The sequence below is a fragment of the Virgibacillus sp. W0181 genome (genome assembly GCF_051846915.1).
In the GTDB taxonomy this organism is placed as follows: domain Bacteria; phylum Bacillota; class Bacilli; order Bacillales; family Amphibacillaceae; genus JBPYCR01.
Window position 1 is genome coordinate 24406 of sequence record NZ_JBPYCR010000012.1, and the last position, 16060, is coordinate 40465.

General features: G+C 36.7%; 13 protein-coding genes. 4 read left to right on the top strand and 9 right to left on the bottom strand.

All coding sequences use genetic code 11. The features are described 5' to 3' along the window. Positions 1–49 precede the first annotated feature (49 nt). From ACLIBG_RS07210 to ACLIBG_RS07225, 4 genes are all read right to left on the bottom strand, one after another. Positions 50–778, bottom strand: a complete 729-nt coding sequence (locus ACLIBG_RS07210) for a maleate cis-trans isomerase family protein (protein WP_439312082.1) — start codon at positions 776–778, stop codon at positions 50–52. 12 nt (positions 779–790) lie between these two features. After that, positions 791–1861: a TAXI family TRAP transporter solute-binding subunit gene (locus ACLIBG_RS07215; protein WP_439312083.1), complete on the bottom strand. Its 1071-nt coding sequence runs from the start codon at positions 1859–1861 to the stop codon at positions 791–793. Positions 1862–2038: 177 nt separating this feature from the next. Then, on the bottom strand, positions 2039–3955 hold the full coding sequence (locus ACLIBG_RS07220; protein ID WP_439312084.1) for a TRAP transporter permease: 1917 nt from the start codon (positions 3953–3955) through the stop codon (positions 2039–2041). A gap of 245 nt (positions 3956–4200) precedes the next feature. After that, complete coding sequence (locus ACLIBG_RS07225; RefSeq protein WP_439312129.1) at positions 4201–5367, bottom strand: M24 family metallopeptidase; 1167 nt, start codon at positions 5365–5367, stop codon at positions 4201–4203. A 344-nt stretch (positions 5368–5711) separates the two neighbouring features. On the opposite strand from ACLIBG_RS07225, the gene ACLIBG_RS07230 reads away from it, so the two are divergent. Together ACLIBG_RS07230 and ACLIBG_RS07235 are read left to right on the top strand one after the other, a co-directional pair. Then, entirely contained in the window at positions 5712–6161 is a 450-nt protein-coding gene (locus tag ACLIBG_RS07230) for an Lrp/AsnC family transcriptional regulator (RefSeq protein ID WP_439312085.1), read from the top strand. Positions 6162–6752: 591 nt separating this feature from the next. Further along, positions 6753–7511: a creatininase family protein gene (locus ACLIBG_RS07235; RefSeq protein ID WP_439312086.1), complete on the top strand. Its 759-nt coding sequence runs from the start codon at positions 6753–6755 to the stop codon at positions 7509–7511. 279 nt (positions 7512–7790) lie between these two features. On the opposite strand, the gene ACLIBG_RS07240 is transcribed toward ACLIBG_RS07235, so the two are convergent. From ACLIBG_RS07240 to ACLIBG_RS07255, 4 genes are all read right to left on the bottom strand, one after another. After that, positions 7791–9170 (bottom strand): amidase, encoded by a 1380-nt coding sequence (locus ACLIBG_RS07240; protein ID WP_439312087.1) that lies wholly within the window; start codon positions 9168–9170, stop codon positions 7791–7793. Positions 9171–9281: 111 nt separating this feature from the next. Then, positions 9282–10556, bottom strand: a complete 1275-nt coding sequence (locus ACLIBG_RS07245) for a TRAP transporter large permease (protein ID WP_439312088.1) — start codon at positions 10554–10556, stop codon at positions 9282–9284. Positions 10557–10558: 2 nt separating this feature from the next. Continuing rightward, a complete protein-coding gene (locus tag ACLIBG_RS07250; protein ID WP_439312089.1) occupies positions 10559–11047 on the bottom strand; it encodes a TRAP transporter small permease in 489 nt (162 codons plus the stop codon). Between the two features lie 71 nt (positions 11048–11118). After that, on the bottom strand, positions 11119–12183 hold the full coding sequence (locus tag ACLIBG_RS07255) for a TRAP transporter substrate-binding protein (RefSeq protein ID WP_439312090.1): 1065 nt from the start codon (positions 12181–12183) through the stop codon (positions 11119–11121). Positions 12184–12647: 464 nt separating this feature from the next. On the opposite strand from ACLIBG_RS07255, the gene ACLIBG_RS07260 reads away from it, so the two are divergent. After that, positions 12648–13184 (top strand): helix-turn-helix domain-containing protein, encoded by a 537-nt coding sequence (locus tag ACLIBG_RS07260; RefSeq protein ID WP_439312091.1) that lies wholly within the window; start codon positions 12648–12650, stop codon positions 13182–13184. 290 nt (positions 13185–13474) lie between these two features. Here the strand turns inward: ACLIBG_RS07260 and ACLIBG_RS07265 are convergent, their stop codons facing one another. Beyond that, positions 13475–14176 carry a Crp/Fnr family transcriptional regulator gene (locus tag ACLIBG_RS07265; RefSeq protein ID WP_439312092.1) on the bottom strand — a complete coding sequence of 234 codons (702 nt, stop codon included), beginning with the start codon at positions 14174–14176 and terminating at the stop codon, positions 13475–13477. A 958-nt stretch (positions 14177–15134) separates the two neighbouring features. Here ACLIBG_RS07265 and ACLIBG_RS07270 point away from each other — a divergent pair. Further along, positions 15135–15884, top strand: coding sequence for an Rpn family recombination-promoting nuclease/putative transposase (locus ACLIBG_RS07270; protein WP_439312093.1), 750 nt, complete (start codon positions 15135–15137; stop codon positions 15882–15884). The last annotated feature ends 176 nt before the right edge of the window (positions 15885–16060 follow it).

Sequence of the window (16060 nt, forward strand, 5' to 3'; positions counted from 1 at the left end):
TAAATACGAAGGCGATAAAGACATATTACTGCCTCAGTAAAAGCATAGATTAATGTTCAAACAGCTTTCCAAAACCCTTGACATTGTCCTCAATACCAGCAAGCCTTAAACAATTCCAGAAACTTGCTTGATTACTTGTTATTACAGGTTTATTGACCTTTTCTTCAATAGTTGCAACGACTTCAGTCGAACGCAAAGCACCACAGCTTAAAAAGATAGCTTCTGCTTCAGGATGATCGAGAGAAATAGCAAAATCAACCAATTCCTCCGGCGATACGTTATTCATTTCTACATCTGTTTTTAGGTTCAAACCTTTAATATGAAGAACATCAAAACCTTTATCTTTTAAAAATTTGCTTTCCAGTTCGTTAATATCATTCGTATAGGCTGTTCCTACTGCAATTCTTCGTACATTCAATGTGTGAAGCGCATTAACAACGCCTGAGATCATAGTTGTACCTTTCACTTCTGGGCGCTTTTCTTCTATCTTATTTATGACTTTCTCTTCACCTATGACAAAGCTACCAGAAGTACAGTTATAGCAAATAACACTCAATTCTTCCCGACCTGGCATCAAAGTATCTACGGAAGATCCAATGCTTTTTTCCATGCCGGAGAGGTTTTTTATGCTTACTTCCGTTCCCATTGGAATTCTAGTAAAATGAAGAAACACGCCATCTGGCTTCATCGAAAACATATCATTTTCAATGATACCTGCATTGGCTATAGCAAGGAAGCCAATGCGGGTACGTATAAGATTATTTTTAGTGACTGCCATTTTACAATCCCCTTATTCGATTACTCCAATTTCTTTATAATATTTTTCTGCTCCTGGATGAAGTGGAACCTGACCTAAGTTATTTGCAGCTTCTTCCTTATCATAATAATCCATGGCTGCATGAACAGAAGTAAATCGGTCTTCATTTTCATTAAGTCCTTTTACCATTTCATAAACAACATTTTCAGGCAATTCATTATTAACCAAAATAACGTTAGGAGCAGTAGCAACCTTTATATCTTCATCGCCATTAACTGCTTTCTCGTAAGTTCCAGCAGGTATTGTCTTTTCAGGAAAACTATGCTCTTCCAAGTGTGAAATTAAGTCATCCGGAAACTCTAGTAGTCTTAAATCACGACTAATCGAAGCATCTGTAATCGAAGATCCTGGTAAACCAGATAAAGCAAATATCGCATCTACGTTAGAGTTTTTAAACTGTTCTGCCTGTTCTGCATAACTACCATGAAAAAAGTCTACACCATTTGCTTCCATATCTTCATAGGATGTGTCGTAAAACTCCATCATTGTTTGGAAAATATAGTCGTCTGAACCAGATGGTGGTGTAATAGCGATTTTAATATTTCCTTTTTCAAATATTTCTTCTAAAGATTCATATTCATGATCAGCAGCAATAACAAAATGGAAAGTACTATCTCCTAAACCACTCGCTATCGCACTGATATTACTACGCTCCTGTTTAAATGGCTCTGAGCCTTCGAGTGCTTGATTTGCAAAGAAAGCCATATTCCATGCTATATCTGCTTCACCTTCATCAACGAGAGCAATGTTCTGAACGGTGCCTCCTGGAATTGCTTTTATATTGAAGTTATCGTCGTATTCCTTTAATAGAGAGGCAAATCCACCACCTGCTCCATACCAAACGCCACCTTGGGATCCAGTTACCCAGCTCAGTTCAACTGGCTCCGTCAGTCCTTCTGACGAACCATCACTTGCTTCATTGCTTTCTGCTTCATTATTGTTTGATTGTGCATCTGAAGAAGTATTTTCCTCATTTCCTCCTCCACAAGCGGTTAGTAAGAGTGCAAATATTAACACAATAGCTCCTAGTATAACTTTTCTCATTTTCCTAGCTCCTTTTTGTTTTTATTAGCAGTTAAGATGGTGTTAAACTTTCTTGCTGTTCACTAGCAAATACCATCAAAATCCAGTACTAGTTCATCTTGTGTGACGTAAACACTACTTATCCGCTATCTTCGCTTATTAGACTTGCTAATCGGCGAGCTTTCTTTATGATAAAAGCTACTCTTGAATAGCTTTTACAGCTAAATCATTTTCTGTTACGTTATTTTTATCTTTTCTGTATTGAATGTACATTATTGCTATATGCACAATTTGTAATCCCAAACAAATAATGGATATATACGTTGTCCCTGACACGATTCCAATCGAAAGAATGGCTAGTACTAATCGTTTCATCCAGCTGATTCTTTCAAAGAAAGCTCCAATTACAGCTGCACCTAATCCAACAATAGCTATTGCAGTGAGAACAAAAACGAGAAGTGTTTCAGACAATGCGTAATCACCTTGGCCTAATAACAACGCTGGGTTTGCAATGAATATATACGGAACAACAAATCCAGCAAATGCATACTTAACACTAAATAAAGCTGTTTTTAATGGTGGTGACCCCGCTATGTTTGCTGCTGCAAAAGCTGTTACACCAACAGGTGGTGTAATATCAGCCAAGATCGCAAAATAGTATATGAACAAATGTACATACAGGAGTGGAATATCAAATGCTGATAATGCCCCAACTGCTACTGTAGCGGTAATGATGTATGATGGAGTTGCTGGAATACCTGCACCTAGTACAATTACTGTAATCATCACTAGAACAAGTGCAATTCCCAATACTCCGAATGAATATTTAGTAATCAAATTTCCTAAAGATAATGCAAGCCCGGTTTGGTTAACAACCGCAACCATCATCCCTGCACCAGCTAAAGCAGCTGCTATAACTGCACCACTCTTCGTCGCATACTCAAGTGCCCGTATTAAAGTGGTTACTTTGAATTTTTTTCCACTGACTATAATCCATATAATCAACATCGCTACAATAGATGTAGCCGAGGCTTTCGCTGGTGATATTCCCCCTATAAGTAGCCAAACCATGATAATAAATGGAATAATTAGTGGTAATCGTTTAAAAATACTCTTCCAACCTACACTCCACTCTATCGGAGCAGATTTAATATCATTTTTTACAGCTTCAAAATGAACCGTTGTAGTTACACCGATATAGTATAAAATGCCGGCTAAGATTGCTGCTTGAATAACAATCAAGTAACTCGTTGATGTTATTTCCGCCATAATAAAAGCTCCCGCACCCATTATCGGTGGTAAGAAAGGGCCACCCGCACTAGCAACCGCTTCAATCGCCCCGGAACTAGTTTTATTGTAGCCTACCTTTTTCATAAGTGGTACAGTGAAACTGCCTGTTGAATAAACATCAGCCACACCACTTCCAGAGATACTTCCATAAAGGCCGCTGGAAAGTACAGCTACTTTTGCCGGTCCTCCACGGTACTTACCAGCAATCATGACAGAAATATCCATAAAGAACTGTCCGACACCTGAGCGAATCATTATTGCAGCAAATAGTATAAAAACAAAAATTATTGTGGCGCCAATTCCTGTTAAAAACCCATATATACCTTGATCCGCCGATAAAAACATCAGCTCGGTTACTTGATCTACACTATAGGCTTTCGCTTTCAGAGGTCCCGGTAAATATGGTGCCGCAAACATATACAAAAGTAGTAATGTAATAAGTCCAGCAAATATGCTGGAGACAGCACGTCTACATGCTTCAATTACGAGTAGAACGATCATAATTCCTAAAATTAACTGAACCGTTGTTACTGGATCTACTAGTTCTACTCTTCGGGCTAAAGAGTCACTTTGTATCATTAAATATAGGCTGGGAAGCAGTGCAAGAACAGCTAAAATCCAATCAAAAACACTTGGCAATTCACTTTTTTGATAGCGCTTTCCCGGAAATACCAAAAAAGCGATTGGAAGCAACAGCATCACATGCGTAGCGCGTTGAAAGCGAGGTTCAAAAGAACCATAATATGCTGTATATAAATGAAAGACTGCTGTTATGATTGCCCAAATACCTAGAATGATAGCGAGCTTCCCATTAAATTGGCGCATATCGTACATCCTTTCCTTTCAGAATATAGGCAATTTTCAAATTAAAACTCAATCATCATATGTCAGTTTTAGAGTTTAAAAGACAATTAGCGTTATCAATTACAACAAGTCATGTTAAATGGAATTTAATGATACCTAATTCATCAATTAAAACAACTGCATTCATACTAGCTAATATCAGGAAGCGGGTTTGACGCCGCTTCCATTTTTACAAATAGTTTTTATTTTCGCAATCTCGCATTCTATTACTTTACAAACAACTGACGCGGAATATCTCCTAATACTTCATACCCATCCTCTTTTACAATGAATGACTGACTAATTTCCATGCCTATTCCGTCTAGCCACATGCCAGGGATAATATGAAGTGTCATATTCGGCTGTAGAACGGTTTTGTCTCCTGGTCTAATACTAACTGTTTCTTCACCCCAAGATGGCGGGAAGTTAAGACCAACAGAATAACCGATTCGAGATTCTTTCTTAAAGCCTTTTTTCTCAATCGACTTTCTCCAAGCCGCTTCAACTTCTTCTGCTGTAACACCTTCTTTTACTACGTCTAATGCCTCGTTAATTCCTTCAATACAAACATCAGCTAAATGTTTTAGCTCGTCACTTGGCTCTCCAATCGATACCGTTCTAGCCATTGGTACATTATAGCGACGGTATGCCCCCGCCATTTCAATAATTGATGGCTCGCCTTGTACTAAAGGCTCGTCCGTCCAAGTCATATGACAAGCAGATGTTTGCTCCCCACTTGGAAGTAATGGAACGTGACCCGGATAATCTCCACCGAATTCCTCCGTGCCTACCGTTGAAACATAATTAATATCAGCCACGACATCACACTGTCTTACACCTGCGGCAATCTTATCAATCCCGGCTTGCATTGCTTTAGCCGCAATAATGCCGGCACGTCGCATATACTCGATTTCTATGTCAGATTTGACAATTTTCACCCAGTTGACAAGGCCATGGCCGTCTTTAATGGTAGCGTTCGGTAAACCTTGAGTTAATCGCATATAGCATTTTGCCGTAAAATAATAGGTATCAAATTCCATACCAATGTTTTTATTATCTAATTTTCTCTCTTTCAACACCGTACAAACATAGTCCATTGGATGTTTTGTTGTTGACTGGACATGATCGTCCGGATATGCAATTATATTTTCTTCTTTTAACCATGTCGTAAATTGTGCTGCCGTTCTATCTATTCCACGACCAACCCAGATTGGCTCCTCTTCATCCAAAGCTACAATCAGCATTTGATGAACATAAAATGACCAAGCGTCATACCCTGTTAAATAACACATATTTCCGGGATTTGTGATTAGAAGAACATCTATGCCTTTCTCTTCCATGCTTTTTTTTGTATTTGCTAATCTCTCTTTATATTCGGGAACCGAAAAATACATCATACCCAACTGTACCCATCTCCTTTTCGTCATTAAAATGTTACTGTGAAAACCTTCTAGAGTATGTAATTATTCCCCCTTACCCAATTTTCTTAATTTTTATTGTATTGGGTTAGATTTGATATTACTAAATAAATAAATTAATGTCAATATATTTTTATCATATAAGTCTATTTTTTTATTTTTTTCTTTCTTTATGAAACCATATAAAGATCACGGTTTCTTTTTGGGTAAATAACCATTATAATAAAATAACTGTAAATTTTTGTTTGAACACACATATTATGCTAAAGTTAAAATAATTAAGAATAGTTGTATCAATAAATTAGTAGGAGTCTGATTGGATGAAGTATGATAACATCGACAAGCAATTATTAGAAGAACTTATTAAGGATGGACGCATTTCTTACGTAGAGCTAGCTGAAAAAGTGAATTTATCTCGTGTTGCAGTCAAGGATAGGATCGAAAGCTTAAAAAGTAAGGGTATCATCGAAAAGTTCAGTGTTGTTATTAACTCAGAGAAAATCGGAAAACGCGTTTCCGCCTTCTTTGATATTGATGTGGAACCGAACCGGTTACAGGAAGTTGCCCAAAACTTGGCTGATAATCCAAGTGTGGCAAGTATTTATCAAATGACTGGGCCAAGTACGTTGCATACGCATGTACTTGTTGAAAATTTTAAAATGCTAGAAATATTTATTAACAATGAATTATATTCTGTTAAAGGCATAACCAGGGTAGATAGCCATGTTATACTGAAGCGATTTAAAAGTCGAACAGGTTACAAACTGTAAATGAAGATTATAGTTCATCGTTACGTTATTAAATTTAAACCTAATTTTATATCGTTTTCAAAACCTCCGCATTACTTCTTTTACGGGAGTGTAAACTGAACTGTGTAAGTGGGAAAGTGTACGCCTCTTCCTTCGCAGTTCAGTTTTTGTATTGGAAGCAAATATCTAGCGTTTGGGTGTTTATTTTATTATCCAAGCCTAAAGAGATTAAAGATCACCTAAGTTATGAAGCAAGTATTAAAAAACTACCAACAAGAATGTATAAGGGTGCCACGAAACTATCATGATTCCTTTAATCCGGACCTAATATCAAGCCAAAAAAAGAGCATTCCCTGAAGAAATGCCTAATTCAAACTTTTATTTTAACATCATTTAGGTCTCAACATAACTCTTATTCCTCTAAGCCATTACTTAACTTCGGAAGCTAACATCTACTTTTTATGACCAAAGGGTAAATTAATTTGATTCTTGACTTACATTATGAATAATTATATAATTCTTATAAGTTAAATGTTTGCAATTTTTTTATATAGATTGAAAGAATACCAATCTAAGACCTAATTACATAATACATTATTGGAGGACTGGAAAATGAACGCATTTATTTTGCCAAAAATGACTTGGCCGGAAGTAAAGGAAGCATTAAAAACAGCAGAGGTTGCACTAATTCCAATAGGCGCACAAGAACAACATGGTCATTTGATAGCTGAAGGCTGTGATTCATATCGCGCAGAAGCATTTTCAGCACGTTTAGCCGAGAAATGTTTTCCTAAAGTGATTGTTACACCAACAATTAATTATGGGATTTCTCCGCATCATATGGACTTTCCAGGCACAATCACCCTTAGACCTGAAACTTTAATTAACTTATTAGAAGACATAGTTTCTAGTTTAAATAAACATGGTATTAAGAAGTTTCTTTTCGTTAACGGACATGGCGGGAATAATGCACCAATGGCTGTAGCTGCAGAAAACATAGCACGTAAATACGACGTTGAAATTGGTCACACCTTATTTGTACGTGCTGCGAAAAATACTATTAAAGAAGAGATTCATTCTGAATACTTTGGTCATGCTTGTGAACGGGAAGTTTCCGAGTGCTTATACATGGTTCCAGAAATCGTAAGAAAAGATCGAATCGAAAAGGCAGACATGTATGACTCATTTACCGTTAAATATGCCGAAGATAACTACGTGACATTAGTACACCAATTCAATGAACTAACTAAAAACGGCAATTTGGGGGATCCTACAAAAGGAAGCTATGAATTAGGTGAAAAGATTATTGAAGAGGCATTAGAAAACATATCCATATTCATTGATGAATTCATTGCATCCAAACGTTCTTAATATGAATTATTTTGTAGACCCTTGGAAACTCGACTCCTCGGGTCTATATTTATTTTCTCTTAGCATGTATATTGTCATCTGTGTTTTATTAAGAAAAGCGCAAGCGCCCTGTTCAGCCCCGACAAGCTTAAGCAAGAATTCGTAGTGACGGTTTTTGTCACGAAGAATTATTGCTTAAGACCTCGAGGGGCTGGGCGCTTAAGCTAGACAGCTATGCGCGAAATTTTTATACTTTCTGACCTTATAAAAAAATACATGAGGAGTGCATTTGTTCCATAATTACTCCATTGACTCAATCACTTTGGCAACTTGCAAGACAAGTTCTTCCTGAAAAGGTGCTCCCATCACTTGTACTCCTACTGGCATCCCTTTACTAAACCCGCACGGAACAGATATCGCCGGTATTCCTATCAGTGTTGCAGGTCTTATTAACCGACTTCCTAAATCATAAATGCTTACCTTACTATTATTCACCCATACGTCATCATCACCAACTGCAGGTGCTGTAAATGGTACGGATGGGGCAATAAGAACATCTACTTTTTCAAAAATCCGCTTGAACTCTTGACGTATCTCTTCCCTTTTCTGTTGCGCTTTTATATAATCGACCGCCGGGATTTCCTTTCCACGCTCCAATCGTTCCCGCACATCACTACCAAAATCGCCAGCATGAGCACGCAAGTTTTTCTCATGTACAACACTTGCTTCTGCAGCGACTGTTTTAGCATAGGTTTCCGCAGTTTCAGCGAACGTATCCAGATGTACTAATTCCGTTTTTGCCCCCACAGACGACATAAACCGAATAACTTTTTTAACTTTTTCAGCTATTTCATTGTCTACACCTGTAAAAAACTGTTCTTCGTCTATTCCTATTACTAAATCCTTCATATTACTAATTTCATGTTTCGCATATTCTACAGAGGCTGTATGAATCGAATCGGGATCGGATGGATCATAGCCGGCTATACGGTTAAATAATAGCGCCGCGTCATCAACCGTTTTTGTTATTGGTCCAATATGATCCAACGTTCTGGCCAAAGGAAAACAACCATATTTACTAACACTCCCATACGTTGGTTTTAGTGATACAACACCACAAAAAGCTGCCGGAGCACGAAGAGAACCACCTGTTTCAGTACCGAGAGAAGCAATTGTCATATTGGCACTAACGGCAGCAGCAGAACCTCCGCTCGATCCACCGGGAATTTTGTTCATGTCCCAAGGATTACGGCAAGTTCCATAATGTGGATTTGTCGTCGTAACTCCATACGCATACTCATGCATATTAAGCGACCCCGTAAAAATAACTCCCTGTTGTTTCAACTTTTTTACAACGGTTGCATCATACGTTGGCGTAAAGTCCTTATGAATGCGTGAACCTACTGTCATCTTTTTACCTTTAAAGTAAAAAATATCCTTCAGTGCCATTGGAATACCATGTAATGGGCCGATATATTTCCCTTTAACAATATCCGCTTCGGCCTGCTTTGCACACGACATCGCTTCATTACTATCGACTCGTATGTAAGCATTAATTAAATCATTTTTACCTTCAATTTCATCTATGACGGCAGTTGTAATTTCAACCGGAGAAACTTCTTTACTTTGGATTAACGACGCAAGCTCCGTAATGGACTTTTTAGCTAGTTGTTTGTTCAATAGTCATCCTCCTTGCTGCTACAGTATACATCAGTCGAAAAAACACAAATAGTTAGTACTTAAATTCCTACTCTTAGTTTATTAACTATATAAAAAATTGTCCCTAATTACCTATGAAAGAAAAAACTCTGGTATGAACGTTACAATGGCTGGAATATAAGTAATAATAAGCAATACGACAATAGCCACTAATGCAAAAGGGATAATTGCTTTACTTAATCGAACAAAAGATACCTTTGTAATTCCTGACACTACGAACAAAACCAAACCAACTGGAGGCGTAATCAAGCCTATTGTTAAATTGAGTGATACCACGACACCAAAATGAATAGGGTCAATCCCTAATACTTCAACAACCGGCAGTAAAATCGGCACTAAAATAATAATTGCTGATAAAGGTTCCAAAAACATTCCTACTATAAGTAAAAGTATATTAATAATTAAAAGAATTACCCACGGTTTTTCCGAAATGGAAGTCAGCCCTTCAGCAATCATTTGTGGGATTCCTTCCATTGTAATTGTCCAACTAAACACGCTAGCAGTGGAATTAATAATTAAAACCGAGGCACTGATTACACCTGTTCGAATCAATACATTTGGCATGTTTGAAATCTTTAACTCTTTGTAAACATACATTCCTACAATGAATGCAATAACACTCCCAATTGCACCAGCCTCAGTAGGAGTAAATTGGCCAGAAAAAATACCCCCTATGATTAAAAATGGAACGAGCAGTGCAGGTAGCGCCATTAGAAAACTTTTAAAAACTGTCTGCATGCTTGCTCTTTCTTTTACCGGGAATCCTTTTTTCTTCGCATAAATAAAAGCTAATGCAAAAAATCCAAGCGTCAGCATAATACCTGGGATAATACCTGCTAAAAATAAAGCCCCTATCGATGTACTAGCCGCTACACCATATAAAATAAAAATTAAACTCGGTGGAATAATAGGGCCCATAATAGAACCACCTGCTGTAACAGCTGCAGAATAATCCTCATCATAATTATCTTTTTTCATCTCTGGAACCATGAAAGTACTTTGAATAGCGGCAACCGCATTAGCCGAACCAACAATTGCTGATAAAAAAGCACTTACCAATATATTTACATAGGCCAGCCCACCTCTTAGATGAGCAACGAGCGCGCGAGAAAAGTCAGCAAGTCTTTTTGTAATCCCACCACTATTCATAATTTCACCAGCGAGAACAAATAACGGAATCGCCAATAAACTAAAATTATTAGGTGCAGATATCATTCGTTGAGGAATGGTTAAAAAGAAATCATAATTACCACTTACCAATAAATAAAATACACTCGTCAATCCTAAAACAAAAGCAACAGGGACACCTGCAAGTAAAAGAACCATAAAGATAAGGGCAATGGACATCGTTATTCCCCCTTGTTTTTTGCCAACAATGTTTCCATGATGGTATTTACAATATAGATAAACATGATAATGAAACCTGTAGGAACAGAAAGATTTACAAACCACATAGGTATACGAAGTGCAGGGGAAACTTGCATAAGTGCTGTTGGACTAAACACTTGTTTGAATCCAAAATAAATAGACACAACAACAAAAATTAGCACGAGAAAGTTTAAGATCAATCGATAATAATCCTGCCATTCTTTCTTTGTTTTTGCCAAAAACAAATCAAACATAGCGAGCTCCCCATTTTTCATGGCCATACTCGCTCCGATAAAAGTAGTCCAAATCAAACAATAACGAGCATATTCCTCACTCCAAAAAATGGAGAATCCTAAAAATGTACGACAAAAAACCTGCGCGATAATGACCAATGACATTGATCCAACTAGAAAGATAAGCATATATCTGGAAACGGCATATATGTAATTACTTAATTTACTAAGAATCAACACGCAACCTCCCTACTTGTTAAAAACTAAATAGGATAAGAAAGCACCTTATCCTATTTAGCAACATTCTATTAATTCTTAATGTCCTCTACAGTCGTAATAAATTCTTTTATAAGTGGATGCTTATCACCATATTCATCATAGATTGGTTGAACCTTATCAATAAACACTTGCATATCATCAATTTCATTTATGTTTTTATCCAGATCTTTTAATTCTTCCAACGCTTCCTTGTCTATTTCCTCCATTTGTTCAACAATCCATGTAGAAGTTTCGTGTCCAGCCTCAGTAAGCACTTCTTTATGTTCATCCGACATCTCATTGTATGATGACAGATTCATAATATTTATATTTGGCGTCGGATATATACTTAACAGTGAAATATACTCTGTTACTTCATGGAAGTTTTCATCCGTAAAAGAAATCAAATTCGTTTCATGTGCATCAATTACTCCTGTTTGCAATGCACTATATAGCTCACCGTAAGCCATTGGTGTCGGATTTGCTCCTAACGTTTCAAAAATATCCAGCATTAACGGACTTTCCATGACTCGGATTTTTAAATCGGAAAAATCTTCGGGATCTTCCACCGGTGCTACGTTACTACCAACATGGCGCATACCGGCATTATTAAAACCTAAGCCCTTCAACTGTAATTCTTCCAAACTATCAAGCATTTGTTGAGCAACATCCGTTTTTAAAGCTTCATTAAACGTCGTATAATTATCAAATAAAAAAGGAATGGTTAATCCATCCATAACAGGGGTTGACCCACTAAAGATAGATGCAGATATTAAAGCAGCATCCAATGTGCCGTTTTGAACCATTTCCAGCATGTCCAGCTCTCCACCCAGTTGTCCTCCTGGAAATATTTCAATACTTATTTCTCCATTTGACTTTTCTTCTACTAAGTCCGCATAATGTCGGGCAGCCATGTGATATGGATGGTTTTCTCCTTGTACCGCATGACCGAGTCTAAGTTCTACTGTCTCATTTGACTCCGTTCCTTCACTGTTATCATTACCTGTTTCCGTGCCAGTACTATTATTAGTGCTTTCCGTACTAGAGTTTTCACCACAGGCGCTAATGAACAGCAATAAAAAAATTGCAGACAGTACAACAATTATTTTTCTCATAACTTTCTTCACTCTCCTTTTATTTTTGTAACTCCTTACATTAAACATTTAATATCGGGACTATACACTCTCAATTGTCTTTATAAACTACTTCAATCAATTATTGCAGTTAAAATCAAAGTGGAATCGCTTTCAATTGTTAAGTTAATACTATACAGATAGAAATTGGTGAGCACTGTTAGTGAGTTTATTAAATATAGATGAATCCAACAGTTTAAAAATTGAAAAAATACAACGCTTTGAATAATTTTACATAACAATAATTACAAAGTCAATATAATTTTTTTGATGACACTTCAATTTTAACTATTACAAATAATTGTAATGGTGTACAATAAATGAAATTAGATATTTTTATTATGTAGAAGTCATAAATGGTTTCAATGATTAATCTTAAAGCATTTAATGTATATGCAGGCTGAAATTTATTATAAAAGGAACTGTCATTTTATTAGGAGGAAGAAATGAAAGATAATATTGGAGAAGTCATAAAAAAACTAAGATTAAAACGACAATTAACATTAAAAGAAGTAGCAAAACGCGCCGACCTATCTATTAGCTTTTTATCTCAAGTAGAAAGAGGTAAATCTTCTATAACATTACAATCACTTTCACGGATTGCTGAAGCATTTGATGTAAGTCGTAGTTACTTTTTTAACAATCATACCGCAAAGTCCGATGTATACAAAAATAAAGGTAATGACTTGAATTTTAAGGATTCATATTTTATCTATCAAAGCTTAACAGGCAATATGAATACTCCGTTATTCGAACCAATGCTTGTTATTTTACTGCATAATGAAGAAAAAGAAATGCCCTCAAGCCATAGTGGGCAAGAATTCGTTTACGTAATGGATGGTACACTTACTCTAGTGATCCAAGATGAAGAAACATTGCTTGAGGCAGGAAACAGTTTTCATATCGATTCTTCCATTCCGCATACCTGGTTTAATAATTCTAAAAAGCCTGTTAAGCTGTTATATGTCTATGCTGATTATTAATAAATAGTCTTGTGCTCGAAATGACTCTTATATAAGAGGTTGTTACCATGCCGGAGGAACTAATAATAGACGATTCACTCTCAATAACCCGAACAGGTACACATCTAATTCCGATAAAATACAGAAGTTTGAATTAGCGTTTTATTGAAAGAAAGCAAACAGCGTGTAACTTAAATCGAAAAAAGGCAATGAACGCTCGGGAAGCTTCTAGCTTACCACGATCAGATAAATAGAGGAACAACAACTGCTAGAAAAACCTTGGTGTTATCATGAGTTTCAAAAAACAGCAACTATACTAATAACAATCCTTCCAAATCATTAATAATTATTTTTCTTTGTCCTTTTTGCTTAATATACCCTTCCGCTTCAAATTGGCTTAGCCGGCGACTTAGAGTCTCTGGAGTGGTGCCTAAATAGGATGCTAAATCTTTCTTGCTCATCGGCAATTCGATTTCACCGCTATCTGTATTTATGCGCTCTAAACATTCCGCCAAAAACAAAGCGATTCTCGTCTCAGTTTTTTCAGCAGCAAAACGTGTAGACTGTTTTTCAGCAGTGTCCAGTCTGTTCGCAAACTCTGTTAAAATCTTCAAAGAAATGGTCGGATATTTCGATAGTAATCCTTGCAGATCTTTCCGCTGAATCATGCATATTTCCGTATCGTCCATCGCTTCTGCAAATGCTTCGTGAAGGGAGTGTTGAAACAAAGCTAATTCTCCCGTAAAATCACCCGGCTGTAACACTCGAATGACCTGTTCTTTTCCTTCTTCTGTTAATCGATAAATTTTAATTTTCCCGCGATGAATAATATATAATGCATCTGACTCGTCTCCGGCATGATATAGAACTTCTCTTTTTTTCAATGAAACATGCTGCACCTCGTTCATAATTTCGTCCATCTGTTCCGACTCCAAATGATTAAAGATGGGTACTATGGAAACACAACCCCTGTGCGTGTCGTGCGCACAGCTGTGATCTTGCTTCGTTGACATTTGAACAGCCCCTTTCCATAAAATTTCCGTTTCTTCGTTCTTCTTTCTCTCAAGAGATTAATTAGAAATGCAAGCTTCACTTTTAAAAAAATAATCCGTAATTAAAACTTCTATATATAAGGATACCATTTTTTGTACAGTTTCCAATATCGTAAACATAATAGGCAAAAAAGATGCCAGCACTTTTAGCGACAGCCTTGCCGATCTATCCAATTAAAATGAGAGCTCTAACATTAATATGGAAATAAGATAAATCTAGAAAATAAATATCTTTATTAATAGAACTTCATAATTTTTCATACAATGCGACAAAATATACGTGAAGGAGGGTATGACATGGCTAAAGACAAAAATAAGACGAAAACAAAAAACAAAAGCAAAGAAGAATTAAATGACATGAAGAACGATAACAAATATAAGCAAAATCGTCCTCCCCGTTAATTTTTTAAAGTGAATATGATGATTGAGAGTGATCTATGGCAGGTGACGATATGACCTATATAACTGCCGGGAAATACAATTTTAACTTAACTTAAAACAAAGATGGAAATAGAGAGGACTATGCTTCACCGTCTTCTCCATTTCCTTAAAGTAATTTACTTTCCCGGCTAATAGCACTTAAATTAATTTCTGCTTGTTTGAACTACTTATTGATAACGAAGTGTTCAGGATCTTTCCAAGCATTCAAAATGGTAATGATTTTGGAGTATAAAATCGTACTATGCTTTGAATGTAGTTGCTGTTCAATTGAACATGAAATAGATACGTAAGTTCTTGACCATAATAGCGCTAATTACTATACCATTCATTGTCTTACAATAACAAGAAACGCAAACGTTCAAGGACAATTAAATCATGAATTGGTATAGAACTCTCGTTCCCTGTTAGGCTTTGTAGTATACTATCTATAGATGACACGCCTTGTTTTGACTTCATGCCACTAAAAGGGTGTGTTAAAATGGTTTATAAGCATGTTGATTTCCAACATCTGACGCCGATATCGGAAGAGGTTTTTACGGATTTGCATGAAGGGAATACTAGACGCCTTGACATTGTAATGGAAACAAAATTGAAAGATCAAAATACACTTCTGATCATTCACATCGAACCCCAAAGCTATATACAACCCGACTTTCATGAACGGATGTATCACTATTTCAGTATGCTATACAACAAATATCGCAAACCCATTGTTCCGATCGCTGTTTTTAGCTATGACGACAAGCGCGATAAATCGAACACATTCAATATGACGTTTCCCTTCTTCCACGTATTGAGATTCAACTTTTTGACCCTCCAGTTAAGACAAAAAAACTGGCGTGATTTCATCAAGTCAAATAATCCCGTGGCAGCTGCTTTATTGAGCAAGATGGGCTACACGGAAAAGGAAAAAGCACAAGTCAAATTTGAATTCCTCCGTATGATGTCCAGGATGGAACTTAACCAAGCCAAAATGCGATTTATTAATGGCTTTTTCGAAAGATATCTTTCATTAAATGAAAAGGAGGAGGCTACTGTGATGGAAAAGGTTAGCAAATCACCCGATATGGAAAAAATTATGGAACTGCCGATTTCGTATGAAGAAAAGGGGAAAGAAATTGGTAAAAAGGAAGTTGCTGCCTCTATGTTAAAAGAAGGCTTTGCGATAGACGACATATCCAAAGTGACAGGCCTCAGTCACAGAGAAATAGAAAAATTGCAAAATTAATGTGAAAAGCAATAGATGCCCGTCATGCTGAAGCTGTTCGGTTTGATGATAACGGGATTTCCACCACCAGTTAGTTTGTTTAGATCCGCCATAATAGAAGGGGATGCCCTCTCATGTCACAGATAATGCTTAGCTGTGTACATACTTTCCGACGTTGGTGCTAAGCAATTGTTTCT

Excerpts from the sequence above, each read along its gene's own strand:
- ACLIBG_RS07270 (WP_439312093.1), top strand. The coding sequence starts at position 15,135 with ATGGTTTATAAGCATGTTGATTTCCAACATCTGACGCCGATATCGGAA.
- ACLIBG_RS07230 (WP_439312085.1), top strand. The coding sequence starts at position 5,712 with ATGAAGTATGATAACATCGACAAGCAATTATTAGAAGAACTTATTAAG.
- ACLIBG_RS07215 (WP_439312083.1), bottom strand. The coding sequence starts at position 1,861 with ATGAGAAAAGTTATACTAGGAGCTATTGTGTTAATATTTGCACTCTTA.
- ACLIBG_RS07210 (WP_439312082.1), bottom strand. The coding sequence starts at position 778 with ATGGCAGTCACTAAAAATAATCTTATACGTACCCGCATTGGCTTCCTT.
- ACLIBG_RS07235 (WP_439312086.1), top strand. The coding sequence starts at position 6,753 with ATGAACGCATTTATTTTGCCAAAAATGACTTGGCCGGAAGTAAAGGAA.
- ACLIBG_RS07255 (WP_439312090.1), bottom strand. The coding sequence starts at position 12,183 with ATGAGAAAAATAATTGTTGTACTGTCTGCAATTTTTTTATTGCTGTTC.
- ACLIBG_RS07265 (WP_439312092.1), bottom strand. The coding sequence starts at position 14,176 with ATGTCAACGAAGCAAGATCACAGCTGTGCGCACGACACGCACAGGGGT.
- ACLIBG_RS07245 (WP_439312088.1), bottom strand. The coding sequence starts at position 10,556 with ATGTCCATTGCCCTTATCTTTATGGTTCTTTTACTTGCAGGTGTCCCT.
- ACLIBG_RS07225 (WP_439312129.1), bottom strand. The coding sequence starts at position 5,367 with ATGTATTTTTCGGTTCCCGAATATAAAGAGAGATTAGCAAATACAAAA.
- ACLIBG_RS07220 (WP_439312084.1), bottom strand. The coding sequence starts at position 3,955 with ATGCGCCAATTTAATGGGAAGCTCGCTATCATTCTAGGTATTTGGGCA.
- ACLIBG_RS07260 (WP_439312091.1), top strand. The coding sequence starts at position 12,648 with ATGAAAGATAATATTGGAGAAGTCATAAAAAAACTAAGATTAAAACGA.